Origin of the sequence: Acinetobacter calcoaceticus, from assembly GCF_900520355.1 — a bacterium.
GTDB classification, from domain to species: Bacteria; Pseudomonadota; Gammaproteobacteria; order Pseudomonadales; family Moraxellaceae; genus Acinetobacter; species Acinetobacter calcoaceticus_C.
Map to the genome: position 1 here is coordinate 75,017 of NZ_LS999521.1, position 25,182 is coordinate 100,198.

Annotated in this window: 20 protein-coding genes and 1 pseudogene; 13 read left to right on the forward strand and 8 right to left on the reverse strand. The window is 39.5% G+C overall.

Annotated features, from left to right (window positions below; genetic code table 11):
* Nucleotides 1-39 precede the first annotated feature (39 nt).
* The 3 genes from AC2117_RS00355 (at nucleotide 40) to zigA (ending at nucleotide 3,682) form a co-directional block, all read left to right on the forward strand.
* Entirely contained in the window at nucleotides 40-1,428 is a 1,389-nt protein-coding gene (locus AC2117_RS00355) for an amino acid permease (RefSeq protein ID WP_042895903.1), read from the forward strand.
* A gap of 164 nt (nucleotides 1,429-1,592) precedes the next feature.
* Nucleotides 1,593-2,276, forward strand: coding sequence for a D-Ala-D-Ala carboxypeptidase family metallohydrolase (locus AC2117_RS00360; protein ID WP_133971119.1), 684 nt, complete (start codon nucleotides 1,593-1,595; stop codon nucleotides 2,274-2,276).
* A gap of 176 nt (nucleotides 2,277-2,452) precedes the next feature.
* Nucleotides 2,453-3,682: a zinc metallochaperone GTPase ZigA gene (gene zigA, locus AC2117_RS00365; RefSeq protein WP_133971121.1), complete on the forward strand. Its 1,230-nt coding sequence runs from the start codon at nucleotides 2,453-2,455 to the stop codon at nucleotides 3,680-3,682.
* Nucleotides 3,683-3,716: 34 nt separating this feature from the next.
* Here the strand turns inward: zigA and AC2117_RS00370 are convergent, their stop codons facing one another.
* A complete protein-coding gene (locus AC2117_RS00370) occupies nucleotides 3,717-4,829 on the reverse strand; it encodes an acyltransferase family protein (RefSeq protein ID WP_133971123.1) in 1,113 nt (370 codons plus the stop codon).
* A gap of 350 nt (nucleotides 4,830-5,179) precedes the next feature.
* Here AC2117_RS00370 and hutC point away from each other — a divergent pair, with 350 nt between their 5' ends.
* The 9 genes from hutC (at nucleotide 5,180) to murI (ending at nucleotide 16,715) form a co-directional block, all read left to right on the forward strand.
* Nucleotides 5,180-5,932: a histidine utilization repressor gene (gene hutC / locus AC2117_RS00375; protein ID WP_017391094.1), complete on the forward strand. Its 753-nt coding sequence runs from the start codon at nucleotides 5,180-5,182 to the stop codon at nucleotides 5,930-5,932.
* Entirely contained in the window at nucleotides 5,929-6,504 is a 576-nt protein-coding gene (locus AC2117_RS00380; RefSeq protein ID WP_133971125.1) for a HutD family protein, read from the forward strand. Before hutC ends, AC2117_RS00380 begins: the two co-directional genes overlap by 4 nt.
* 249 nt (nucleotides 6,505-6,753) lie before the next feature.
* Nucleotides 6,754-8,430 carry a urocanate hydratase gene (gene hutU / locus AC2117_RS00385; protein ID WP_133971127.1) on the forward strand — a complete coding sequence of 559 codons (1,677 nt, stop codon included), beginning with the start codon at nucleotides 6,754-6,756 and terminating at the stop codon, nucleotides 8,428-8,430.
* 87 nt (nucleotides 8,431-8,517) lie between these two features.
* Nucleotides 8,518-10,056, forward strand: a complete 1,539-nt coding sequence (gene hutH, locus AC2117_RS00390; protein WP_133971128.1) for a histidine ammonia-lyase — start codon at nucleotides 8,518-8,520, stop codon at nucleotides 10,054-10,056.
* Nucleotides 10,057-10,120: 64 nt separating this feature from the next.
* Nucleotides 10,121-11,533 (forward strand): amino acid permease, encoded by a 1,413-nt coding sequence (locus AC2117_RS00395; RefSeq protein ID WP_133971130.1) that lies wholly within the window; start codon nucleotides 10,121-10,123, stop codon nucleotides 11,531-11,533.
* A gap of 51 nt (nucleotides 11,534-11,584) precedes the next feature.
* Nucleotides 11,585-12,790: an imidazolonepropionase gene (gene hutI / locus AC2117_RS00400; protein ID WP_133971132.1), complete on the forward strand. Its 1,206-nt coding sequence runs from the start codon at nucleotides 11,585-11,587 to the stop codon at nucleotides 12,788-12,790.
* A gap of 10 nt (nucleotides 12,791-12,800) precedes the next feature.
* Complete coding sequence (gene hutG / locus AC2117_RS00405) at nucleotides 12,801-13,721, forward strand: formimidoylglutamase (RefSeq protein ID WP_133971134.1); 921 nt, start codon at nucleotides 12,801-12,803, stop codon at nucleotides 13,719-13,721.
* A gap of 252 nt (nucleotides 13,722-13,973) precedes the next feature.
* Nucleotides 13,974-15,800, forward strand: coding sequence for a DUF885 domain-containing protein (locus tag AC2117_RS00410; RefSeq protein WP_133971136.1), 1,827 nt, complete (start codon nucleotides 13,974-13,976; stop codon nucleotides 15,798-15,800).
* A gap of 114 nt (nucleotides 15,801-15,914) precedes the next feature.
* Entirely contained in the window at nucleotides 15,915-16,715 is an 801-nt protein-coding gene (murI, locus tag AC2117_RS00415; protein WP_133971139.1) for a glutamate racemase, read from the forward strand.
* A gap of 61 nt (nucleotides 16,716-16,776) precedes the next feature.
* On the opposite strand, the gene AC2117_RS00420 is transcribed toward murI, so the two are convergent.
* Nucleotides 16,777-17,991: a hypothetical protein gene (locus AC2117_RS00420; protein WP_133971141.1), complete on the reverse strand. Its 1,215-nt coding sequence runs from the start codon at nucleotides 17,989-17,991 to the stop codon at nucleotides 16,777-16,779.
* A gap of 1,074 nt (nucleotides 17,992-19,065) precedes the next feature.
* On the opposite strand from AC2117_RS00420, the pseudogene AC2117_RS00425 reads away from it, so the two are divergent.
* Nucleotides 19,066-19,360: pseudogene (locus AC2117_RS00425) on the forward strand (hypothetical protein).
* 236 nt (nucleotides 19,361-19,596) lie between these two features.
* Here the strand turns inward: AC2117_RS00425 and glmS are convergent.
* From glmS to ribE, 6 genes are read right to left on the reverse strand one after another with little or no spacing between them, the layout of a single operon-like run.
* Entirely contained in the window at nucleotides 19,597-21,435 is a 1,839-nt protein-coding gene (gene glmS, locus AC2117_RS00430; RefSeq protein ID WP_133971143.1) for a glutamine--fructose-6-phosphate transaminase (isomerizing), read from the reverse strand.
* Nucleotides 21,436-21,447: 12 nt separating this feature from the next.
* Nucleotides 21,448-22,812 carry a bifunctional UDP-N-acetylglucosamine diphosphorylase/glucosamine-1-phosphate N-acetyltransferase GlmU gene (gene glmU / locus AC2117_RS00435; RefSeq protein ID WP_133971145.1) on the reverse strand — a complete coding sequence of 455 codons (1,365 nt, stop codon included), beginning with the start codon at nucleotides 22,810-22,812 and terminating at the stop codon, nucleotides 21,448-21,450.
* Between the two features lie 15 nt (nucleotides 22,813-22,827).
* Nucleotides 22,828-23,343 carry a phosphatidylglycerophosphatase A gene (locus AC2117_RS00440; RefSeq protein ID WP_133971147.1) on the reverse strand — a complete coding sequence of 172 codons (516 nt, stop codon included), beginning with the start codon at nucleotides 23,341-23,343 and terminating at the stop codon, nucleotides 22,828-22,830.
* The gene (gene thiL / locus AC2117_RS00445; RefSeq protein ID WP_133971149.1) at nucleotides 23,321-24,238 is read right to left on the reverse strand and encodes a thiamine-phosphate kinase; all 918 of its coding nucleotides are present in this window, start codon (nucleotides 24,236-24,238) and stop codon (nucleotides 23,321-23,323) included. The genes AC2117_RS00440 and thiL overlap by 23 nt, the downstream gene beginning before the upstream one ends.
* A 16-nt stretch (nucleotides 24,239-24,254) precedes the next feature.
* Entirely contained in the window at nucleotides 24,255-24,704 is a 450-nt protein-coding gene (nusB, locus tag AC2117_RS00450) for a transcription antitermination factor NusB (RefSeq protein ID WP_042895867.1), read from the reverse strand.
* Between the two features lie 3 nt (nucleotides 24,705-24,707).
* Entirely contained in the window at nucleotides 24,708-25,178 is a 471-nt protein-coding gene (gene ribE, locus AC2117_RS00455) for a 6,7-dimethyl-8-ribityllumazine synthase (protein WP_002119264.1), read from the reverse strand.
* Nucleotides 25,179-25,182: the final 4 nt, after the last annotated feature.

The following is a 25,182-nucleotide window of genomic DNA, read 5'->3' on the forward strand; positions in this document are numbered from 1 at the left end:
ATTGGAAAAAAATTACGTGACAAGGATGAGAATAATCATATGTCAGCACAAGAGCAAGGAAACCTGAAACATGGTTTGAGTAATCGGCACATCCAACTTATTGCATTGGGTGGGGCGATTGGCACAGGGCTTTTTCTTGGTATATCACAATCGATTAAATTAGCAGGTCCATCGGTCATCCTTGGCTATGCGATTGCAGGATTTATTGCTTTTTTAATGATGCGTCAGCTTGGCGAGATGGTGGTTGAAGAGCCAGTAAGTGGGTCTTTTAGTCATTTTGCCTACAAATACTGGGGACCATTTGCTGGGTTCATGTCTGGATGGAATTACTGGGTACTGAATGTCCTTGTCTGTATGGCAGAACTGAGTGCAATTGGTCTTTACATACAATATTGGTGGCCGCAAATCCCAACGTGGGCATCTGCTTTAACTTTCTTTGTCTTAATTAATGGCATTAATTTACTCCATGTTAAGTTTTTTGGCGAAATGGAATTCTGGTTTTCTATTGTCAAAATCTTGGCGATTCTGGGAATGATTGGTTTCGGTTCATATTTACTAGCAACTGGTACAGCTGGCCCACAAGCGAGTATTAGCAACCTTTGGGCACTCGGTGGTTTTTTCCCATTTGGTGTTGAAGGCTTAGTGATGGCAATGGCGGTCATTATTTTTGCTTTTGGTGGTATTGAGCTTTTTGGTATTACTGCTGCTGAAGCACGTGATCCAGACAAAACCTTACCTAAAGCTGTGAATCAAATTATTTACCGTATTTTGATTTTCTATATTGCGACACTTTTTGTTTTATTCTCGCTATTTCCATGGAACCAGATGGCTGAAGGCGGTAGCCCGTTTGTGATGGTCTTTGCTTCTTTAGATAGCCAAGGCATTGCAACGTTGCTGAATTTTGTGATTTTGACTGCTGCGGTTTCAGTTTATAACGGGACAAGTTATTGCAGTAGCCGTATGTTATTGGGTCTTGCACAACAAGGAAATGCACCAAAAGCATTTGGACACATTAATAAACGTGGTATTCCAACCAATGCAGTGATTCTTTCTGCTGCGGTGACTATTTTATGTGTGCTGTTAAATTACATTTTCCCTGAAAAAGCATTTGGTTTGCTCATGATGCTCGTGGTTGCAGCCATTGTGATTAACTGGGTTGTGATTTCATGGACACATTTAAAATTCCGTAAATACATGCAAAGCCAAGGTCAAACGACTAAGTTCCCAAGCTTTATGTATCCATTTAGCAACTATCTTTGCATCGTGTTTATGTTGGGAATTTTAGTTGTAATGTCTTTAACACCAGACATGCGTATTGCAGTCATGATGATTCCTGGCTGGATTTTGTGTTTGATGGTGGCTTATCAATTTAAACGTCGCAAGCTGAAAGCAGAGCAGTCATTAACCGCTGTAGAAGCAGATATTTAATAAGATATTAAGTTGTAGCTATAAAAGGGCGTATTTCATACGTCCTTTTTTATTTTTAAAATTTAATAACAGAAATTAAAAGATTTTATAGTTGTTATAATATAACATTTCTTCAATTTAATGATGAGCATCTTTCCCATGATTGGTGAAGATAGAGCATATTTATGAAGCATTATTTAGGTTTAATTTTATTATCTCTCACAGCTTGTAGCACTCAACCACCCAAGTCAACGACTCCTCCGCACACGCAGACTTTACCTCAACCTACAAAAAAAGTAGTCAGAATAAAACAGCAACCCGAAGATTATTTTGCTTGGTTAGCAACCGCAGATCATGGACAGTCTGTACAAGCTTATAAGCAGTTTCTTAAGCAAAAAGGGCTTGCAGATTTAATTCCAGACCATGAATTATTGCGTTCAGCTCGAGATTGGCAAAAATGTGGAGTTGAACCCTATGCAGTGCCTCCACGCGAGATTTGGTCCAATATCGTTCCGACACTCAGCATTTTAAAAGCATTGGTTGACGATGGGGTAATTAATGATTTTGAGGTGACATCGGCCTATCGAGCTTTATCTTTAAACCGCTGTGCTGGGGGTGCCGATGCATCTCGACATGTCTTTAATGCAGCGCTTGATTTCCGAATTGGGCCAGAACAACCTAGTGATTTAGATCAGTTCAATATCCAACAAACCAAAACCAAACTTTGTCAGTTCTGGGCAACCAAAGGCCAAATACTCAATATGGGCCTTGGTGTTTATGCTTCAGGACAAATTCATATTGATAGTCAAGGATTCCGTGCGTGGGGGCCTGACCATCACTATAAAACGTCAATTTGCCAAGGCTTTTAAATATTAAATCTTCCCTTTTGTTAACTCAAACGAGACAAGGAGGAAGATAAAAAACTTGATTAATAGTTATGTTATAACATAACATTATTGTGGTTTAGAAATGAATACCTCCTGTGAGTAGATCGTTTAAATCATCAGTGATGACCAAGTTTTCAATATTATTAAGAGATTAAGCCATGCCAACTGCAAAAGCCAAGTCATCTGCCAAGCTTCCTGTTACCGTTTTATCTGGCTTTTTGGGGGCAGGAAAGACCACGTTACTTAACCATATTTTAAATAATCGCGAAGGTCGCCGTATTGCCGTGATTGTGAATGATATGTCTGAAGTCAATATTGATGCGGCATTAGTACGCGAAGGTGGGGCGGAGCTTTCAAGAACAGATGAAAAGCTGGTTGAAATGAGTAATGGCTGTATCTGCTGTACGCTACGAGAAGATTTATTGGTTGAGGTGAGACGTTTAGCCGATGAAGGGCGATTTGACCAATTGGTGATTGAGTCAACAGGTATTTCAGAACCGTTGCCTGTTGCAGAAACCTTTACTTTTGAAGACGAAAATGGAAATTCTTTAAATGAGTTTGCTCGACTAGACACCATGGTAACCGTGGTCGATGCTTTTAACTTCCTTAAAGATTACAGCTCTCTGGACTCACTACAGCAACGCGGAGAGTCGCTAGGCGAACAAGATGAACGAACTGTGGTGGATCTTCTTATCGATCAGATTGAGTTTTGTGATGTGATTGTGCTGAATAAAATTGATTTGATTGACCAAGCTCAGCAAGAGCAGCTCACCGCAATTCTAAAGACATTAAACCCACGTGCCCGAATTGAAATTGCTCAATTTGGAAAGATTGGTTTAGATAAAATTTTAAATACACAGTTATTCGATTTTGATGAAGCAGCACAAGCGCCGGGATGGTTAAAAGAATTGCGTGGTGAGCATAGGCCAGAGACCGAAGAGTATGGAATCAGTAGCTTTGTTTATCGTGCGCGTCGACCTTTTCATCCAGAGCGTTTTTACGAGTTGATACAGGCTGAATGGCCGGGAGTCGTCCGTTCCAAAGGCTTTTTCTGGCTGGCTGCTGAACCCACATTGGCTTATTCATGGTCACAAGCGGGTGCGATGGCTCGACACGGCTTAGCAGGTTATTGGTGGGCCGCTGTTGCAGAAGAAGACTGGCCGAGTGACTTAGATAGCATCGAACAAATTAAAAAGGTTTGGGATGCAAAAACAGGTGATGCACGTCAGGAACTGGTTTTAATTGGTATGCAAATGGATGAGCAAGCTTTAATAGAAAAATTAGACTATTGTTTATTAAATGATGAAGAAATGGCTTTAGGTCCACAAGTTTGGCAGAGCTGGTCGAATCCTTTTAAACAAGAAGATGAAACCATGTTGATCGCTTAACAAAGAAAAGCCCCTATTTAAAAGGGGCTTATTTTTATGATTTATCTTTGATAAATATCTTACGAATGTAGCTGTTAAGTGGGGTGGAATAATATTTTTCAATTGCTGCACTAATGATGAAAGTCACAATGAGATAGGCAATTAAAAGCATAATTTTGATGCTAGAGTCGGTTTGAGCTGGAATAAAAGCAACCTTCATGAGACCAAGCACCACCAGATGAAACAAATAAGTTTCATAACTTCTTTGCCCCAACCAGACCATCACTTTTGTAAACAGACTATGTGTTTGCGTTCCCGCAGGATGCTGAAAACATAAAATGAGTAAAGCTGAGGCGAAAGCAAATAAGCTAATACCCCATGTACTGACTTCTTTAATGGGAGCATATAAATAAAGGGCTGTCATACTCAAAATAATGAACCAAGAAAGAGGTTTTTTATAGGTCCAATTTGGTCGATATGTATGAGAAAATATCGCTGTTAAACAACCAATAGCTATGCCGTCAAAACTCGAAAAATAATGATATAAATAGGCACCGCTTTCTTCTCCAAAATGTAGAGATCTAAAATAAGGTCCGTATAAAATTACTCCAACGAGCACGGCAATGAATACTTTGTTATTGCGAGTAAAAAGACATAATAATGGAAAGATTAAATAAAAAATTTCTTCGACAGATAAAGACCATAAAACCCCTAAAGCATAATTCACCCAGCCGAATTTAATAATCAGAATATTCATCCAGAAGGTTAAAGCCGCAAAAATGGTCAGTGGATATGAGACTTCAATGCCATTGGGGGCTTGGTTTACAAAGGGTTTTAAGTCAAATGACCCAAGTAAACTTACGCCTAAAATGAGTAAAACCAGACACGGTAAAATGCGGGCTGCTCGTCGGATATAAAAATATTTGAGGTTAATTTTTGAAAATTGTTTGTCTCTTTTTAAAGTGTGATGGGTAATTAAAAAACCCGAAATCACAAAAAACATGGTAACGCCATAATTTCCGTTTCTTGCGATTAAGGTACTAAATGCTTCACCTAAAAAATTAAAACCTAACCATGTATCTTTAAGTTTATAGGGAATATTAAAATGGTGTAAAAGAACTAAAAGGATAGAGATTCCTCGAAGAATATCTATTTTATAATTACGCATTCGATGTGCTTCCAGTTTATTAATATACTGTGTGGCAGAAGAATACTATCGATCAGTTATTTTAAATAAAATTTTTAAGTATCATTGAGTAATTAAAATAATACGAATAGAAAACAGTTGAATTGGGCAAAGCTTAAGGCGACTAACTGCTTAAATGAAAATATTGATAAGATATTAATATAATTGAATTTCTCTACATAAAACTTTAAATTAGCTTATATTGTATTTGGCTTGTTTTTTAGCCAGATTAAATCTTTTATTTTTATTCATTCACATGTTGTATTTGGTTGTATATACATAACATGTCAACTAAAATATAACTTTGCCTGCTGCCTTTTTGAGACTTTGCTATGCCCAGAACATCAAAACAAGAACATGCTGAGCTTTCGATTGAAGCTGATAGTCCAGTTCCTTTATATCAACGCGTCAAACAGCTGATTTCACAAAAGATTTATGAAGGCTCTTGGGCTGTAAATAAAAAAATTCCTTCTGAAAGTGAGTTGGTCAATCAACTTGGTTGCAGTCGCATGACAGTCAATCGTGCGCTACGCGAATTAACGACTGAGGGTTTATTGGTACGTATACAGGGTGTTGGTTCTTTTGTTGCTGAAGGGCAAGGCCGAACCGCGCTTTTTCAAATTAATAATATTGCCGAAGAGATTGTTGCACGAAACCATAAGCACCATGCGGAAGTTTTAATTTTAGAACAAATTTATGCAAATGCAGAACAAAGTGTATTAATGCAGACTCGCGAAGGGCAAAAGCTATTTCATTCAATTATTGTGCATTATGAAAATGATGTGCCAGTTCAGGTCGAAGATCGTTTGGTTGATGCAGCACTCATCCCAGATTATTTAGAACAAGATTTTAAAACCATTACTCCAAATGCATACTTAATGGCTAAAGCACCTGTGACAGAAGGCGAGCATATTGTTGAAGCCGTTTTAGCATCTCCGCAAGAGTGTAAGTGGTTAAAAATTACTAAAACTGAACCATGTTTACTGATCCGTCGCCGTACGTGGTCAAACAAACAACTCATTTCTAGTGCCCGTCTGACTTATCCCGGCAGTCGTTATTATCTCGAAGGCAAATTTACGCAATGATTGAAGTACTCAAGGCAGACCAATATACAAAAATGCTTTGGAAAAATGGTGCAGGCTATACTTTAGAAATTGCGCGAAGCCTAGGTGATCTTGATTTCGACTGGCGAATTTCGATGGCAGATGTGACAACTTCTGGACCATTTTCCTTGTTCCCAAATAAGCAGCGAATCATTACTGTACTTGATGGGAAAGGTATTGAATTACATGTCGATGATCTGCCTGCTAGGTCGTTAAAGCTGGGCGATATTTTTGCTTTTCATGGTGAAAGTCAGGTGCATAGTGAACTGGTTGATGGTGCAATTCGAGATCTAAATTTAATTTATGATCCTGTAAAATTTCATGCCCGCTTTCAGAGAGTAGATGGTACAGAAGCACAGACTTTTTTAAGCTCGGCAGACCTGATTTTTATTTTTAATAGTGGTTCAGAAACAGAAGTAGTGATTGAGGATAAAACCTTTGTACTCCCTGCTCACGAGACTTTAAAAATTGAGAAAATCACTGCAATGACCTCAGTTCATTTTCCTCAAAATTGGGCAAAAAATTGTTATGTTATTGAGTTAACTCAACGTTAAAATTTAAAAAATAGCTTTTTAAAAGCACATGTCTAGTGAAAGGATGTGTGCTTTTTTTATGCAACTTATAAAAATAAATTATTTTAATTCATTGGCTTATTAAGTTTTTTTAAAAAATATTTGAAACCCTCTTCACGTTTTAAAATATTTGTGTAGTATATGGATGTATATACAAGTTAATACATTACTATACAAATGCAGAAACAAGTGATGTTCTGCTGATGTAAGCTCAAAGGAAGGAGTCCGCCTGTGACAACAACGACAACAAAATTTCGTGATGTAGAAATTCGTGCGCCACGCGGCACTGAATTGACAGCTAAAAGTTGGTTAACTGAAGCGCCATTACGCATGTTGATGAATAACCTTGATCCGGACGTTGCAGAAAACCCGAAAGAGTTGGTTGTATACGGTGGTATTGGCCGTGCAGCACGAAACTGGGAATGTTTCGACAAAATTGTAGATACTTTAAAAAATCTAGAAATTGATGAAACTCTATTGGTTCAATCAGGCAAACCAGTCGGTGTATTTAAAACTCATAAAGATGCGCCACGTGTTTTAATTGCAAACTCAAACCTTGTACCGCACTGGGCAAACTGGGAACACTTTAACGAGTTAGATGCAAAAGCTTTAGCAATGTACGGTCAAATGACAGCAGGTTCATGGATCTACATTGGTAGCCAAGGTATTGTGCAAGGAACTTACGAAACTTTCGTTGAAGCAGGCCGTCAACACTACAACGGCGATTTAAACGGTCGTTGGGTTCTTACTGCCGGTTTAGGTGGCATGGGTGGCGCTCAACCTTTAGCTGCAACACTTGCAGGGGCTTGTTCTTTAAACATTGAATGCCAACAAGCAAGCATCGATTTCCGTTTACGCACACGTTATGTAGATGAACAAGCAACTGATTTAGATGACGCTTTAGCGCGTATTGATCGTTACACGAAAGAAGGCAAAGTAATTTCAATTGCACTTCATGGCAACGCTGCAGAGATTTTACCTGAGCTTGTTCGCCGTGGTGTGCGTCCAGACATGGTAACCGACCAAACGAGTGCACATGATCCACTCAATGGCTACCTACCAGTAGGCTGGACTTGGGATGAATACCGTGAACGTGCGAAAACAGAACCAGAAACTGTTGTAAAAGCTGCAAAACAGTCGATGGCGAAACACGTACAAGCGATGCTCGATTTCCAAAAAATGGGTGTTCCAACATTTGACTATGGTAATAACATCCGTCAAATGGCGAAAGAAGAAGGCGTAGCAAACGCATTTGATTTCCCTGGTTTTGTTCCTGCATATATCCGTCCATTGTTCTGCCGTGGTATTGGTCCATTCCGTTGGGCAGCGCTTTCTGGTGACCCAGAAGACATTTATAAAACAGATGCCAAAGTTAAAGAGTTAATTCCTGATGATGAACATTTACATCACTGGTTAGACATGGCACGTGAACGTATTAGCTTCCAAGGCTTACCAGCTCGTATTTGCTGGGTTGGTTTAGGTTTACGTGCAAAACTTGGCTTAGCTTTTAACGAAATGGTTCGTAGTGGTGAATTATCAGCACCAGTCGTAATTGGTCGTGACCACTTAGACTCAGGTTCAGTTGCGAGTCCAAACCGTGAAACTGAAGCAATGCAAGACGGCTCAGATGCAGTATCTGACTGGCCTTTATTAAATGCATTGTTAAATACAGCAGGCGGGGCAACTTGGGTGTCTTTACATCACGGTGGTGGTGTAGGTATGGGCTTCTCTCAACACTCAGGCGTTGTGATTGTGTGTGATGGTACAGATGACGCTGCTGCACGTATTGCTCGCGTACTGACCAATGACCCTGCAACAGGTGTTATGCGTCATGCTGATGCAGGTTATGAAATTGCGATTAACTGTGCGAAAGAGCAAGGCTTAAACTTGCCAATGATCACTCAATAAAAACACATGGAAGAACTGGCGGTGCTTTTTGCAATTGTGAAAAGCACCGTCTCAGCAGAATATAGTGCCAAAAATTAGGAAGCCAACATGGAATTATTGATCCAACCGGGAAAACTGACCTTAGCTGATTTACGTCAAGCTTACCTCAACCCGATTAAAGTTAAATTAGATGAAAGTGCTTCAGCTGCAATTAACGCAAGCGTGGCTTGTGTAGAACAGATTGTAAATGAAGGACGTACAGCTTACGGAATTAACACCGGTTTTGGTTTACTCGCTTCAACCAAGATTGCTCCTGAAGATTTAGAACAATTACAGCGTTCATTGGTTCTTTCGCATGCAGCAGGTGTAGGTGAACCACTTGATGATGCGATGGTTCGCTTAATTATTCTATTGAAAGCAAACAGCTTGGCACGTGGTTTCTCAGGTATTCGCCGTAAAGTCATTGATGCTTTGTTGGCATTAATTAATGCTGAAGTTTATCCGCATATTCCTCTTAAAGGTTCTGTAGGTGCTTCTGGTGATTTAGCACCACTTGCGCATATGTCTTTAGTTCTATTGGGTGAAAGTAAAGCACGTTATAAGGGTGAATGGATACCAGCAGTTGAAGCTTTAAAAATTGCAGGTTTAGAACCTATTTCTTTAGCGGCAAAAGAAGGCTTGGCACTTTTAAATGGTACTCAGGTTTCTACAGCGTATGCTTTACGCGGTTTATTTGAAGCTGAAGATTTGTTTGCTGCTGCAACTGTTTGTGGTGGTTTAAGCGTTGAAGCGATGTTAGGTTCACGTGCGCCATTCGATGCTCGTATTCATGAAGTACGTGGTCAGCGTGGTCAAATTGATGTGGCTGCGGCTTATCGTGACCTCTTAACAGAATCAAGTGAAATTGCACATTCACATGAAGACTGTAGCAAAGTTCAAGATCCGTATTCTTTACGTTGCCAACCACAGGTGATGGGTGCATGTTTAACTCAAATCCGTCAGGCTGCCGAAGTATTAGCAATTGAAGCAAACGCAGTGTCTGATAACCCACTGGTTTTTGCAGCAGAAGGTGATGTGATTTCAGGTGGTAACTTCCACGCTGAACCTGTTGCGATGGCAGCAGATAATCTCGCATTGGCGATTGCAGAAATTGGTTCACTCTCAGAACGTCGTATTTCGATGATGATGGACCGCCACATGTCACAGCTTCCACCGTTCTTGGTCGCAAATGGTGGCGTGAACTCGGGTTTCATGATTGCTCAAGTTACGGCGGCTGCGCTTGCGAGTGACAACAAAGCGCTTGCACATCCAGCGAGTGTAGATAGTTTACCAACCTCAGCGAATCAGGAAGACCATGTTTCAATGGCACCTAACGCAGGTAAACGTCTTTGGCCAATGGCTGACAACGTCCGCGGCATTCTAGCTGTTGAATGGTTAGGCGCTTGTCAGGGTTTAGACTTCCGTGAAGGCCTAAAAAGCTCGCCTAAACTTGAACAAGCCCGTAAAATCTTGCGCGCTCAAGTGCCTTACTACAGTGAAGACCGTTTCTTTGCTCCTGATATTGAACAGGCAAGTGAATTACTTTCGAGTGGTTGTCTAAACGAGTTAATTATTCCAAACCTACTCCCTAGTCTATCTGAAGTGTGATTAATAAAACGGTCACATGGAGTGGCCGAATCTAACTAAATATCCTCAAGGATTGGAGATTATAATGTCACAAAACTCCACACTACAGCGGGGGTTGAACACCCGTCACATTCGTTTCTTGGCATTGGGCTCAGCAATTGGAACTGGGCTTTTCTATGGTTCGGCAACTGCCATTAAAATGGCGGGGCCTTCAGTATTACTAGCGTATATTGTTGCAGGGATTGCAATTTATATTGTTATGCGTGCACTGGGTGAAATGGCTGTCCATAACCCTGTATCTGGTTCATTTAGCCATTATGCATCACAGTACATTAGTCCACTGGCAGGTTTTACCACAGGTTGGACTTATGTTTTTGAAATGGTGATTGTTGCACTTGCCGATGTCACTGCTTTTGGTATTTATATGGGGTTCTGGTACCCCGATGTGCCGAGGTGGATCTGGATTTTATCGTTAATTATGTTCTTGGGTGCCATTAATTTAATTCACGTTAAAGTCTTTGGTGAACTCGAATTCTGGTTATCCATTATCAAAGTTACCGCCATTGTTGCCATGATTTTAGGTGGTTTGGGCCTTATGTTCTATGGTTTTCAGGCTGACCATAGCAATATCGTACCGGGCATTTCAAATCTATGGATTTATGACGGTTTTATGCCGCATGGTATTGCCGGTCTGGTGGCATGTTTATCTGTAGTTGTATTTGCTTTTGGTGGTATTGAGATTATTGGCATTACAGCGGGTGAGTCGCAAGATCCGAAAACGACTTTGCCAAAAGCAATTAATGCTGTTCCAGTTCGTATTTTACTTTTTTATGTACTCACGATTTTTGTTCTGATGTCGATTTTCCCATGGAACCAGATTGGTAGCCAAGGTAGTCCATTTGTCCAGATTTTTGAAAATTTAGGTATTAAGTCAGCAGCAAATATTTTGAATATTGTCGTGATTACAGCAGCTGTTTCAGCGATTAACAGTGATGTATTCGGCGCAGGCCGTATGCTTTATGGTATGGCAAACCGTGGTCAAGCACCTCGAGTTTTCCAAAAACTATCACGTAATGGTGTGCCATGGATGACTGTTGTGGTGATGGCTGGTGTGCTATTGACGGGTGTGGTACTGAACTACCTTATTCCTGAAAATGTATTCATGATCATTGCATCAATTGCAACTTTTGCAACCGTCTGGGTCTGGCTCATGATTTTGCTTTCGCAAGTTGCGATGCGCCGCAAATTATCTACTGCTGAAATTAAAGCACTTGATTTCCCTGTATGGGGTTGGCCATATGCACCTGCGTTCGCGATTGGTTTTATGGTGTTTATTTTAGTGATGATGGGTTATTTCCCTGATTCACGTCCTGCAATTTATGTAGGCATAACATGGCTTGTTCTATTAACTATTGCTTATCGCATATGGGTAAAACCAGACCAGAACTTGGGCAAGGAAAGTAATCCTATCCATCAAAATGTTGAGATAGAAAGCTAACAAATGAACTGCCCAATGGTTTAACTATTGGGCAGTTTTGAGGAAAGGCTAATGAAAAAACTTTGGCAAAATTGCCACATTGCGACCATGCAAAATGGGCAATATTCTTACATTGAAGATGCTGCAATTGTCACAGAAGGGCATCTCATTCAGTGGATTGGAAAACAACAACAACTTCCTACCGACACATATTCCGAAACAGTTGACTTAAAAGGCGCTTGGGTAACCCCAGGGTTTATTGACTGTCATACGCATAGTGTATTTGGTGGCAACCGTAGTGTTGAGTTTGAAAAACGCTTGCAAGGTGTGAGCTATGCTGAAATTGCAGCAAGCGGTGGTGGCATTGCAAGTACAGTGCGTGCAACGCGTGAAGCAAGCGAAGAACAATTATTAAATTCGGCACTTAAACGCATTCGTTGTATGCAGCAAGATGGTGTAACCACCATCGAGATTAAGTCTGGTTACGGACTTAATTACGAAAATGAGCGCAAAATGCTGCGTGTGATCCGTCAAATTAGTGAAGTCTTGCCAATGACGGTAAAAAGTACTTGTTTAGCCGCGCATGCTTTACCGCCAGAGTACAAAGATCAAAGCGATGCTTATATCGACCATATCTGTACAGAACTGCTGCCTAAATTGCATGCTGAAGGTTTAGTCGATGCTGTTGATGCTTTTTGTGAGCATCTGGCATTTTCACCAGCTCAGGTCGAACGTGTTTTTAAAACAGCCCAATCACTGAATCTACCCGTTAAGCTTCATGCCGAGCAGCTCTCATCGCTAGGTGGCTCAAGCTTGGCGGCACGTTATCATGCATTGTCGGCTGACCATTTAGAATACATGACCGAAGATGATGTTAAAGCCATGGCAGAGTCGGGCACGGTTGCTGTGCTATTGCCGGGCGCCTTTTATCTATTACGGGAAACACAATATCCACCAGTTGAAAGTCTCATTAAGCATGGCGTGCGTATTGCACTGTCGAGCGATTTAAACCCGGGCACATCTCCAGCACTTTCTTTACGTTTAATGCTGAATATGGGCAGCACGCTATTCCGTCTTACACCTGAGCAAGCATTGGCAGGTGTGACTATTCATGCTGCACAAGCACTCGGTTTAGAGCAAACACATGGCAGTTTGGAACAAGGTAAAGTCGCGGATTTTGTGGCTTGGGATATTGAGCATCCATCTGAAATTGTTTACTGGCTTGGCGGAGATTTACCTAAGCGAGTAATTCAGCATGGACAAGAAGTTATTTTTTAAACGGTGTCACATGAATCACACATTTAAATGGCAAGGTCGCCATGATGGCGAAGGTGAAGCACACCAACGCATTCATCATATTATCAACAAAACCCAACACGCAGACTTTGCGCTGATTGGTTTTAGCTCTGATGAAGGCGTGAAACGTAACAAAGGCCGAGTTGGTGCTGCCGATGCGCCAGATGCAATCCGTAACCAGCTTGCCAATTTACCTATTCATCGTCCCGCGAGTATTGTCGATTTGGGTACGGTCACTTGTGAATATGGCAATTTGGAGCAAGCTCAAACTGAGTTGGCTGAGCAAGTCGCAACCAGCCTACAAAATGGTTTAAAACCAATTGTTCTTGGTGGTGGACATGAGGTTGCATTTGGTAGCTTTAGTGGTCTGTTCCAATATGTACAAGCACATGCGCCTGAACAAAAAATAGGAATTATTAACTTCGATGCCCATTTCGATTTGCGTGAAGCAGAACAGGCGACATCTGGAACACCTTTTTTACAGGCAGCTCGACTTTCTGAGCAACATCAAAAACAGTTTAATTATTTATGTATTGGGGTAGCCAACCATGCCAATACTAAAATTTTGTTTGATACGGCCGATGCTCTAAATTGTTCATATTTACGCGATCATGAGGTTAATATTTTTAACCTAAACAACGTGCTCGCGGCAGTTGATGCTTTTATTGAAAAAATAGACTGTTTGTACGTTACGATTGATTTAGATGTATTTGCTGCTGCGGTTGCCCCTGGAGTAAGTGCGCCAGCTGTTAAAGGAATTGATTTAGCCACTTTTGAAGCAATTTTTAAGCATATTCAAGAGACTGGAAAAATTAAACTTTTAGATATTGCTGAGTGCAATCCAAAATTTGATTTAGACAATAGAACAGCAAAATTGGCAGCCTATATTGTTTATCAATATTTGTTTTCTTGAGAAACAATTTTTAATGTAGAAATTCAAAAGTGCACTGAGATCGCTCATGTGCACTTTTTTAAGTGTCTGATACATTAAAGTCAGATACGGAATATAGATAGCAACTATAAATAATTTAATTAAAAAGAAAATTAATTTATAAAATCATTGAGTTAAAAAAATACTCGATTTTTACACCATTTTATATGCTGCTTGGCACGTAATTTGTTTTGTCTTTATTTTAACCTTTGTTAAATATTTCTGGATAATTAAATGAAAAACAGAACCTTACATTTTGCTTGTATCAGTGTTTTATTTTGGATGTCTCATTCTTCTGGTGCTGCAACCCCCGAAATTAATACGAATACCATCGAAAAATCACAATCTAAACCAAATAGTAATGTCTCTGTTCGGGTGAAAGCTTTAAACCAGCTTTTACAAGAACAGTGGGAATATACTTTAAAAAATAATCCTGAAACTGCAACTATTTTAGGAGATTTACGCTACAACAATCGATGGACTGAGCTTTCAAAAAATCAGATCGAGAAAGATAAAAAAAGTACTCAAAATTTCTTAAAACGTTTTGAAGCGATTAATAGCACAGGGTTTTCAGCAACTGATCAATTAAATAAAGATTTAATAATTTATCAGTTGAAAGAGTCACTTAAAAATTATGATTTGAAACTCTATGAGATGCCTTTCAATCAAATGTGGGGACTGCATTTGCAATTTCCGGGGTTTATTAGTTCGATTCCCTTTGATAATGCGAAGCAATATGAAGACTATATTGCTCGTTTAAAGCAAATCCCTCTTATTCTTGATCAAGGTATTCAGTTAGCGAAACAAGGACAAAAAGATGGCTTAATGCCACCGAAATATTTAATTGAAAAGGTGGCAAAGCAGATTAATAGCATCGCAATTCCTTCAGGGAAGGACAGTGTGTTTGCTTCTCCATTAAAGCAATTTCCAAATAATATTCCGAAAGCAGAACAAGAGCGTTTAAGCCGTGAAATACTACAGGCCATAGATCAGAATGTTCGGCCTGCCTATCAAAAACTCGGTACGTTTATTCAGAAAGATTACTTACCCTATGGACGACAACACGAGGGTATATGGAGCTTACCAAAAGGAGATGAGCTCTATCGCTTTTATGTAGAAAATAATACGACAACGTTAGAAAGCCCTGAAAATATTCATCAGCTCGGATTAAAAGAAGTTGCTCGTATTGAAGCTGAAATGCTTAAAATTGCCAAAGCACAAGGTTTCAGCGACTTAAAAAGTTTCCAACAATCCTTAAAAACAAATCCTGCGGTTTTCCCAAAGTCTCGTGAAGAAATTTTAGAGATTTATCGAGGGTATATTGCCCAAATGCAACCAGAGTTGCCGAAGCTATTTGGTTTATTACCCAAAAATAAAGTCGAAGTTTTACCTGTAGAGCAATATCGAGAAAAAGAAGCGGCAGGTGCGGAGTATCATCAAGGAACACCTGATGGTTCACGTGCTGGGCAAGTGTATGTGAATACAGGCGACTTCTCTGAACGTTCAAAAATATCAATGGAAGCTACGGCTTATCATGAGGCTATTCCGGGGCATCATATGCAGATTGATATAGCTCAAAACTTGCCAAATTTGCCAATGTTCCGCAAGCAGCCGAATCATACTGCCTATATTGAAGGATGGGCACTTTACGCAGAGCAACTGGGTAAAGACGTTGGTTTCTATAAAGACCCACTTTCAGACTATGGAAGACTATCGAGTGAGTTATTTCGTGCTTGTCGGTTAGTGGTTGACACTGGAGTACATTATAAAAAATGGACTCGTCAGCAAATGATTGATTTTATGCGAGAACATTCTGCTTTAGATGAACCTGATATTCAGGCAGAGACAGATCGATATATTGCTATTCCTGCCCAAGCATTGGCATACAAGATGGGGCAACTTAAAATTTTAGAGTTACGAGAGTTAGCTAAGCATGAGCTTGGAGATCGTTTTGATATAAAAGTATTCCATGACATGATCTTAAATGCAGGAACATTGCCTTTAAATATATTGGATGCCCGTATTAAAAATTGGATTAAGGAACAAAAAGCGGCAGCTTAAAATAAAATTCGAAATTTAGGTCAGGTCTTCAGAGGCCTGATTTAAAAACAGATAGAAAACAGAATATAATAATGAAAAATATAGTTTCTTTTAGAATTTAAAATTGGAAAAATAATGAACCAGAAGAATAACCCGATTGGAATGATTGATTCTGGTTTAGGTGGGCTGTCTCTCTTTAAGCACATTCGGCAGGCACTTCCGAATGAAGATATTATCTATTTTGCTGACTCGAAATATGTCCCGTATGGAGACAAAGAAAGCGACTGGATTGTTTCAAGGACTACGCATTTAATTTCAAACCTAGTTGCACAGGGTAAATGCAAAGCGATTGTGATTGCTTGTAACACCATGACGGCTGTAGCGATTGAAACGATTAGAGCACAAATTAATGTGCCACTTATTGCAATAGAACCCGCCGTAAAACCCGCAGTAGCAATCACTCAAAGTAAGCATATTGCTGTCTTGGCAACTGCCACCACAGTGAAGGGCAAAAACTTAAAAAGTTTAATTGAAACGTATGCGCAAGATATTAAAGTGTCTTTGGTGCCTTGTATTGGCTTAGCCGAAAAAATCGAAACGGGCAAAGCACATACCGCGGAAGTTAAGGATTATTTAGAAAATATTTTGGCGCCGTTGGTCGAACAAAAAGTGGATACAATTATTTTAGGATGCACACACTATCCGTTTGTCTCAGATACGATTCAGAACCTTGTTGGCTCTGATATTCAAATTATTGAGCCTTCGGAGGCTGTAACAGCGCAATTAATTCGGCAGCTCAATCAATATAAGTTAAGTTCTGAAAGTCCAAATGATGGAAATCATATTATTTGGACCAGTTCAGACCCGTTGGAAGTTGCGGATGTTACTTTTTCTTTATTAGGTACGCATTTGCCTGTAAAAGATATCGCTATATAAATTTTATAAGGATGGTAAGAGAGCTTTCTCTTACCATCTTATGTTCTAACTCAAATTAAACTTATTTAAATTCCCAGCGCTGTTTTGGGTCATCAGATCGTTGACTAATACCTACAGATGAACCCCAGAGATGTGTTAGTACAGCATCTGGTTGGCCTTCTACAAAGATATAACCATCTTCAAATGCCCATTTAGTTTGGTACTGGCGACCCGCGCCTTGCAAGAAAACATCGCCACTGTGCCAATTAACTGGTTTTAATTCTTTACCATTGGTACTGTTTAACGCTGTTTGCAGTTGTTCAAAAGACTCATTTGATTTTAAGCTTACCTTTAAAATCTTTTTGACCGTATCCATATTTTTTTCATTCGTATGTAAATCTAGCGTTTTTCTAAGCTCTAGAAGGACTTTTACGGCTTCTTTTTTAAGGTCTTGAGTATTTTCATATTCTTTATATACTTTTACATGAAGCTCCATCATGCTCTCTTTCTTCATATTTTTTAGAAGAGCATCGATATTGTCATGGCGTAAATGCAATCGGAACTCTGACCTTGTAGTCCAATCTTTTTGATCCAAGACATCTAATTGCACAGCGGCAAGAATAATTTTATAGAGTTGTTCGTTATGCTGAGCGAAAGGATTTTCAGACAAACCTTTAAGTTCAGGAATATTTAAAAAGAGCCAAGGAGAGGAAGCATATTCATGGAACTTTTGCTCAATACGACGAATTGACTCATGAGCGAGTACGGCATTTAAATATTCGTTCAGCTTAGTCTCATCAAGTTTACCAACAAGTTCGGATTTAATATTTTCTTCGCCGTTACTATGAATAAATGTCTCTAATAAACCAACAATATCAAGACAATCACTGGTTTTTAAGTGGGCGAGTGTTTCTTCATCTTGCTTTAGTAAAAGATTAAGGAAGTTTTCTAAATCTTTATCTAATAATTTATATGCAATCGCATCTGTTTCAACACGAGCACCGAGAGCCCAACTAGAGCGAATATCAGTCACTTTGTTATAAAGCATATTCACTCTACGACCCCAGCCGTCTGCGTGACTGTCAAAATACCAAAGCTCTTCTTCTATGTTTTTAACCTTGTTATGTACCGTAAATTCACGGTCATTTGTATGAGAGTACGATAACTGACCCGTTTCACCACGTGCAGTTACGGCATCTTGCATACCATGTGTCTGACCACCATACAGACTTGAAATACATGCACCTGTTTCTTTGTTAATGATTCTAAAGTTTCCTTCTGGGAATCCATTAGCCATGATAAGTCACTCCTTATAATTAGAAAGTTTTGTAATAGTCGAAATTTATAGTTATCAAGAAAATTTCGAAGCGTGATTTATACCATAATTTCATATGTATAAATCCGAGTGTTTTTGTTGGTTTTTGTGTATAAATTATTGATTTAGATGTATTTATTAGAATATCTTAATAAAAGCCAGAAACTATGCTTTAGAGCTTTATGAGCACAATAAAAAGCTCAATATACTTTTAAATCTGTACAACGTATTGACGGTCTTTTGCTTTCTTAGATAAACATTTACCTGTAAAAGCTGTAGGAAAATAAGCTCTCGAACAGATGGTAAGAGATGGGGGATAGCATCTTTGGAGTAGGGGCTTTCTATAAGTTGTTTCTATGTCTCGCTTTTTCTCATCGTATATATTTATATAAACTGTTAAATTAGAATTAACGATTAATTTGTTTTATTAACTAAATATATATAACCAAAGTTTATATTTTAAATTTAATTAAAAGTTACAAATGCAATAAGGAGGATAATATTATTTAAATATTAATAAAATTATTATATTTAAAATTTTTCATTAAAATAAATTGACGTTCTTTATTATACCGATTAATATTTCGTTGCTGGCCTACATTGCCAGTCGGTTTTAGCAGACCGTATCCTAGCGAATGGGTTATACTTTCTGAGTATTTCCCATGTGGAACCTTTGTGCCCCCTTTTTCTCTATGGTAGGGCGGAAGGGGGACGCGTTCGCGCGTGCTGGTCGCTAGGTCAGTCTGCTAACCCTCTTTCGTTCTACCACCATAAATTAATTCGCGGTGATCTGGTGGTAGGACTCCATTTTTAAGGAGTTGGCTATGCCACTATTCAAACTCATTTTCTCTCTTATTTAACTATTTTATTTATTTAAAATTTGGGTTTTCTATATCCTGATTTTTTAAATTCATAAATTATTTTTATTTTAAAATCTTAATTATTTTATTTTCCTATTTTTGTGGGAGGATTAATTGTTATTTAAAAAATTATTCTAATATTTAATCGAATAATATTTTTATTTTATTTAAAGATATAAATAATCATGAGAATAATATGAAACTTCATAAATTTATATTGTTTTTAAACCTTGTGGTAGGTGTTTACGGTATTACAAATGATGATGCCAATGCTCAGCAGGAATTTAAAAGAATTTGTTTGTCAGGTGAACACATGCAAGCAAGTTGCGATTGTATTTGCCAACAGCTTGCACAGGTGTATTCACCTCAAACCGTACAGCGTTTAAAACACACCAGTTTGCAAAGTCCTGTTCTCCCACAGGACTTTGCCCCTAACATGTTTAGCATCATTCAACGCTGCGACAAAACTGAAATGGGCTAAGTTCGCTTAGCTCCTTTATCTCTGTGTCGCAATGATCTCTCAAACTTTAAATCAGCGCAAAAGTAAAAAGTCCGTTGTGACACAGGGTCCTAGGGGACTTCTCTATTATTAAACTCGATTTTCTTTCACGGGAAAGGGGCTATGCCGTATGAATGCAATAAAAAAGCCCGATATGCACTTACACATATCAGGCTTAATCAATCAGTTATTAAAGCAGGTGATGCCTTAATAATGAGCTTTTTTAAATTACTCTACAGTTACTGACTTAGCCAAGTTACGTGGCTGGTCAACGTCTGTACCACGTAATACAGCAACGTGATAAGACAATAGCTGAACTGGTACGCTATAAACAATTGGAGCTAGCCATTCATTTACTGCTGGAATATGCACAACGTGCTGACGGTCTTTTTCATTGATTCCGCTATTTTCATCAGCGAAAACGAATAATTCACCACCACGTGCCTGAACTTCTTCCATATTTGATTTGAGCTTATCAAGCATTTCATCATGTGGAGCAAGAATCACGATTGGCATTTCATTATCAACGAGTGCTAATGGACCGTGTTTTAACTCACCAGCCGCATAACCTTCTGCATGAATATATGAAATTTCTTTGAGCTTTAATGCGCCTTCCAATGCGATTGGATAATTCGTACCACGGCCTAAGAATAAGCAGTGATTTTTTTCAACGAATAATTCAGACAAACGCAAAATTTCTGGGTCATTTTTGAGGGTATCAAGAATAACTTTCGGGCTGTGCCATAGCTCACGCGTAATTTCTTCAGTAAGCGCAGGACTAATACGTTGTTTAACTTGACCAATTTTCAAGATTAACAACATAAGCGCAGCGAGCTGAGTCGTAAACGCTTTAGTTGATGCAACACCAATTTCAGGACCAGCAAGCGTCAATAAGTGATGATTAGTTTCACGAACCATTGAAGACGTTGCAACGTTACAGATCGTTAAAGTCTGAATGTCGATATTGTTTGCTTTCGCACGTTTTTGAGTTTCACGTAGCGCAGCTAATGTATCGGCTGTTTCACCTGACTGTGAAATACAAATATAAAGTGTATTTTCAACAATTACAGGGGTGCGATAACGGAATTCACTCGCGATTTCAACTTGGCAAGGCACGCCAATGAGTTGTTCAAACCAATATTTCGCAATCATTCCTGAGTGGTAACTTGTACCACAAGCGATGATTTGTACGCTTTGAATTTTATTGAAATCTGCTTCAGCATTTTTCAAGAAATCATCACGTAAGCTGTTGCCGTCAAGCGCTTGAGAAATTGTTTGCTTGATTGCTTCTGGCTGCTCATAAATTTCTTTGAGCATGTAGTGCTTGTATTCACCTTTTGATGCGCTGCTTACAGTTGCATCAAGCTCTCGCACTGGACGTTCAACGCGTTCGCCATTTGCAAATACTTCAATTGAAGTACGTGTAAGACGGGCAATATCACCTTCTTCTAGGTACATAAAGCGGTTCGTCACTGGTAAAAGTGCAAGTTGGTCTGAACTAATAAAGTTTTCACCAATACCTACGCCAATCACTAAAGGTGAACCTTCACGTACAGTAATGAGTTCATCTGGATAATCGCTATGGATAATACCTAACGCGTAAGCACCTTTAAGCTGCGGTACAACTGTTTCAATAGCTTCTAAAAGGCTATCTGTGCTTTTTAGAGCTTCAGCAACTAAGTGTGCTACAACTTCTGTATCTGTTTGAGAAGTGAAGATATAACCTAAAGCTTGTAGGTCATCTTTTAGCTCTTGATAGTTCTCAATGATACCGTTATGTACGACAGCAACCTTACCAGACATATGCGGGTGAGCATTGTTTTCAGTTGGCTTACCATGGGTCGCCCAACGTGTATGCGCAATGCCGATAGCCCCTGTAAGTTGGTGTTCAGCAACTGCATCTGCAAGATTGATGACTTTACCTACACGACGCTCACGTAAAATTTGTTGATTATTTAGTAAAGCAACACCCGCAGAATCATAACCGCGGTATTCAAGACGTTTTAAACCTTCAATTAAAATCTCGGTTACACAACGTTCTGCAACGCCTCCGACGATACCACACATACTTCAATCCTCTTATTTTTTAAGCTTTTGGGGACGTTGATAATTTGCTTTTGAAATTTGTTGCGCACGTTCAAAGGAGAGACTTTGTTCGGCTACATCTTTCGTAATCACAGAACCCGCACCAACTGTTGCGCCATTCCCAATGGTCACCGGAGCAACCAGCGAGCTATTAGAACCGATAAAAACTGCATCGCCAATAGTGGTTTTGTGTTTATTTGCACCGTCATAATTGCAAGTAATTGTACCTGCCCCAATATTTGATTCAGCACCGATTTCGGCATCACCTAAATAGGTGAAATGATTAGCTTTACTACCTAATCCGATCGATGTGTTTTTAACTTCAACAAAGTTGCCAATATGCACTTCATTTGCCAATTTCGCCCCTGGGCGTAAGCGTGCAAATGGTCCAATCTGAGCATTTTCACCTACAACTGCACCATCAAAAACGCTATAGGCTTGAACTTTAGTACCTGCTGCAATTTTAGTGTTCTTTAAAATACAACCAGCACCGATTTCTACAAAATCACCAAGCTCACATTCACCTTCAATAATAACATTGATGTCAATACGAACGTCTTGTCCAACTTTTACAGAGCCACGTAAATCAAAACGTGCAGGATCGAAGAACATTACACCTTGCTGCATGAGCTTTTTGACTTGTTCTTGCTGGAACTGGCGTTCTAAAGCTGCAAGTTGTAAGCGGTCATTAACCCCTTCAACTTCAAAAGCAAGCTCTGGTTCAACAGAGGCAACTTTTAAGCCATCTGCAATTGCCATTGCAACGATGTCAGTTAGGTAATATTCACCCTGTGCATTTTCATTTGAAAGTTTAGGCAACCACTCATGAAGTTTTGCGTTGCTAACACAGTAAATGCCTGTATTGAATTCTTTAATTTGGCGTTGTGCTTCATTTGCATCTTTATGTTCAACAATGGCTTGAATTTTGCCATCTTGGCGCACAATACGGCCATAACCTGTTGCATCATCTACAGTAAGCGTAACTAAGCCAATTCCTGTCTGAGTCGATGCATCTAATAATTTTTGCAACGTATTTGCATTAATGCATGGTACATCGCCTGATAAAATCAGTGAAACACCTTCTTTTGGGAGTACGGGTAAAGTCATTTGTACTGCATGGCCTGTACCCAGTTGTTCAGCTTGCTCAACCCATTGAACATTTTCTTGGGCAAATGTTTGTTGTACGCGGTCACCACCATGACCATAAATTGTAATAATATTTTTAGCTTGTAATTGTTTTGCTGTTTGAATGACATGCCCTAATAATGGGCGACCCGCTAAAGGTTGTAGTACTTTAGGAAGCTGAGAACGCATACGCGTTCCTTTGCCAGCAGCAAGAATAATGACGGTAGTTGACATGTATAACTCTAATGATTAAGTCAAATGGATAATAATTAGTGTACAAAGAGCAGCCCATACACCGGCAATAATATCGTCAAGCATAATACCAAAACCACCATGCACTTGACGATCAATAACACGTATAGGCCAAGGTTTCCAAACATCGAAAATTCGAAATAATATGAAGCCGACGATTACCCACATCCAGCTCATTTGTTGTAAATAAATGAGAGGAAGAAAGGTAATAGATTGCCCTGCAAATTCATCCCACACAATTCGACCATCATCGTGTACATCTATGACTTTTGCAGTTTGCCCACAGATATAAATCCCGACCAATGACATGATAATCATCGCGATTAAGCTTAAGTTAAATCCAAGCGATAACCAGATCGGAACGAAGAGTAGGGCAAAGGCAGAGCCAAAAGTACCAGGTGCTTTAGGTGCGAGACCAGATCCAAAACCAACTCCACAGAAAACAATACAGCGGTTAAACCAAGACATATCTTTAAAATGAATGGGAGGCTTATGCAAAGTGTTGGTATCCATGAATTTGCAATGGGTAATCTGCACCCAAATGCTTAAAAGTTAGTTTTGTTTGCTCAATGATCTGTCCAATCATTGTAATCTTAACGTCTAGTTGTTTTTGCAAAAGTTTTTCATAATTTTGCGGTGTTATTGTAAAACATAATTCGTAGTCATCACCACCAGCTAGAGCATATTGCCAACGCTGTTGCTCTTCGAGTTGCTGTAGTGTTGAATCAATCGGTAACTTTTCTAAAAATAATCGAGCACCGACGTGTGAGGCTTTTAAAATATGGCCTAAATCTTGGGCTAATCCATCAGAAATATCAATCATGCTAGAAGCAAGACCTTTTAGCTGTTGTCCAAGCTGGCAACGTGGTGTTGGGTAGTCTAGTCTTTGTTGTAAGGGGTGTCCTAGGTGTTGTAAACCATAGGCTGCATCTCCAACTTGGCCGCTCACACAAACATAGTCACCGACTTTTGCGCCTGAACGTAACACAGCTTGTCCGGTTTCAATCCAGCCCATGGCCGTGACGGTAATGGTGAGATGTGGACCTTGAGTCGTATCTCCACCAATGAGAGCAACACCAAATTGATTACAGCAGTCATGAATTCCCTGACTGAATCCTTCAAGCCATTCATGGTCAATAGTAGGTAAGCTTAACGCAAGTAAAATACTATGAGGTTTAGCACCCATGGCAGCAATATCTGAAAGATTGACAGCTACACTTTTCCAGCCAATTGCATGGGGAGAGGTATCAAGAGGGAAGTGACGACCAGCAACTAGTGTATCTGCACAGATCACCAATTGTTGATTTGTTGGAGGGGTGACTAAGGCTGAGTCATCTCCAATACCTAAGGTGACATCTGTATAAGATTGTCTGTTAAAGTATTGGTCAATAATAGAAAACTCAGCCATATCAACTTCAAACCTATTAGTTTGCTTGTTGTTTTTCAGCACTACGTAGTGTTGAACTTAAACGATCTAAAACGCCATTAATGTATTTATGGCTATCTGCTCCACCAAAGTGTTTGGCGAGTTCAATGGCTTCATCAAGAACTACACGATAAGGTACTTCTAAATGATCACGTAATTCATAAGCCCCTAAACGTAAGGTTGCGAGCTCTACACCATCAAGTGCATCAAGTTCGCGGTCAAGTACCGGAATCAACAATGCATCAAGATCTTCGCGCTGTGCAATCACTTGCGTTAACAGTTCGTGATAGTAGTTTAAGTCGACCTTGTGCATGGCATTTTCAGCACGTGTACGTGCTTCAATTTCGTGTACAGGGTTGTGACTCATTTGCCACTCATAAATACCTTGTACAGCAAAACGACGTGCTTTGCGTTTTGCTGCATAAACGGCTTGCAGTGTTTGAGACATGCTTTAAATTGCCTTTAATAAATTAACCATTTCAATTGCAGTTAAAGCAGCTTCGCTACCTTTATTACCTGCTTTTGTGCCTGAGCGTTCGATGGCTTGCTCAATGCTATCAGTAGTTAATACACCATTGATGACAGGCAAGCTGCTTTCTAACGCAACTACACCTAAACCTTTTGCACATTCACCAGCAACGAAGTCAAAGTGTGGTGTGCTACCACGAATAACTGCGCCAAGTGCGATGATGGCATCAAACTGGTTTGATGTAGCTAATTTTTTAGCAACAATCGGGAGTTCCCATGCGCCAGGAGCATGAATAACAGTAATGTTATCTTCATTTACGCCATGACGTTTTAATGTGTCGATTGCACCATCCAATAAGTGTTCAACAACAAAACTGTTGAAACGACCCACTAAAATCGCATAACGACCTTCGCTTGCGAGATGTAATAAACCTTCAATACGGCGAATTGCCATAGCA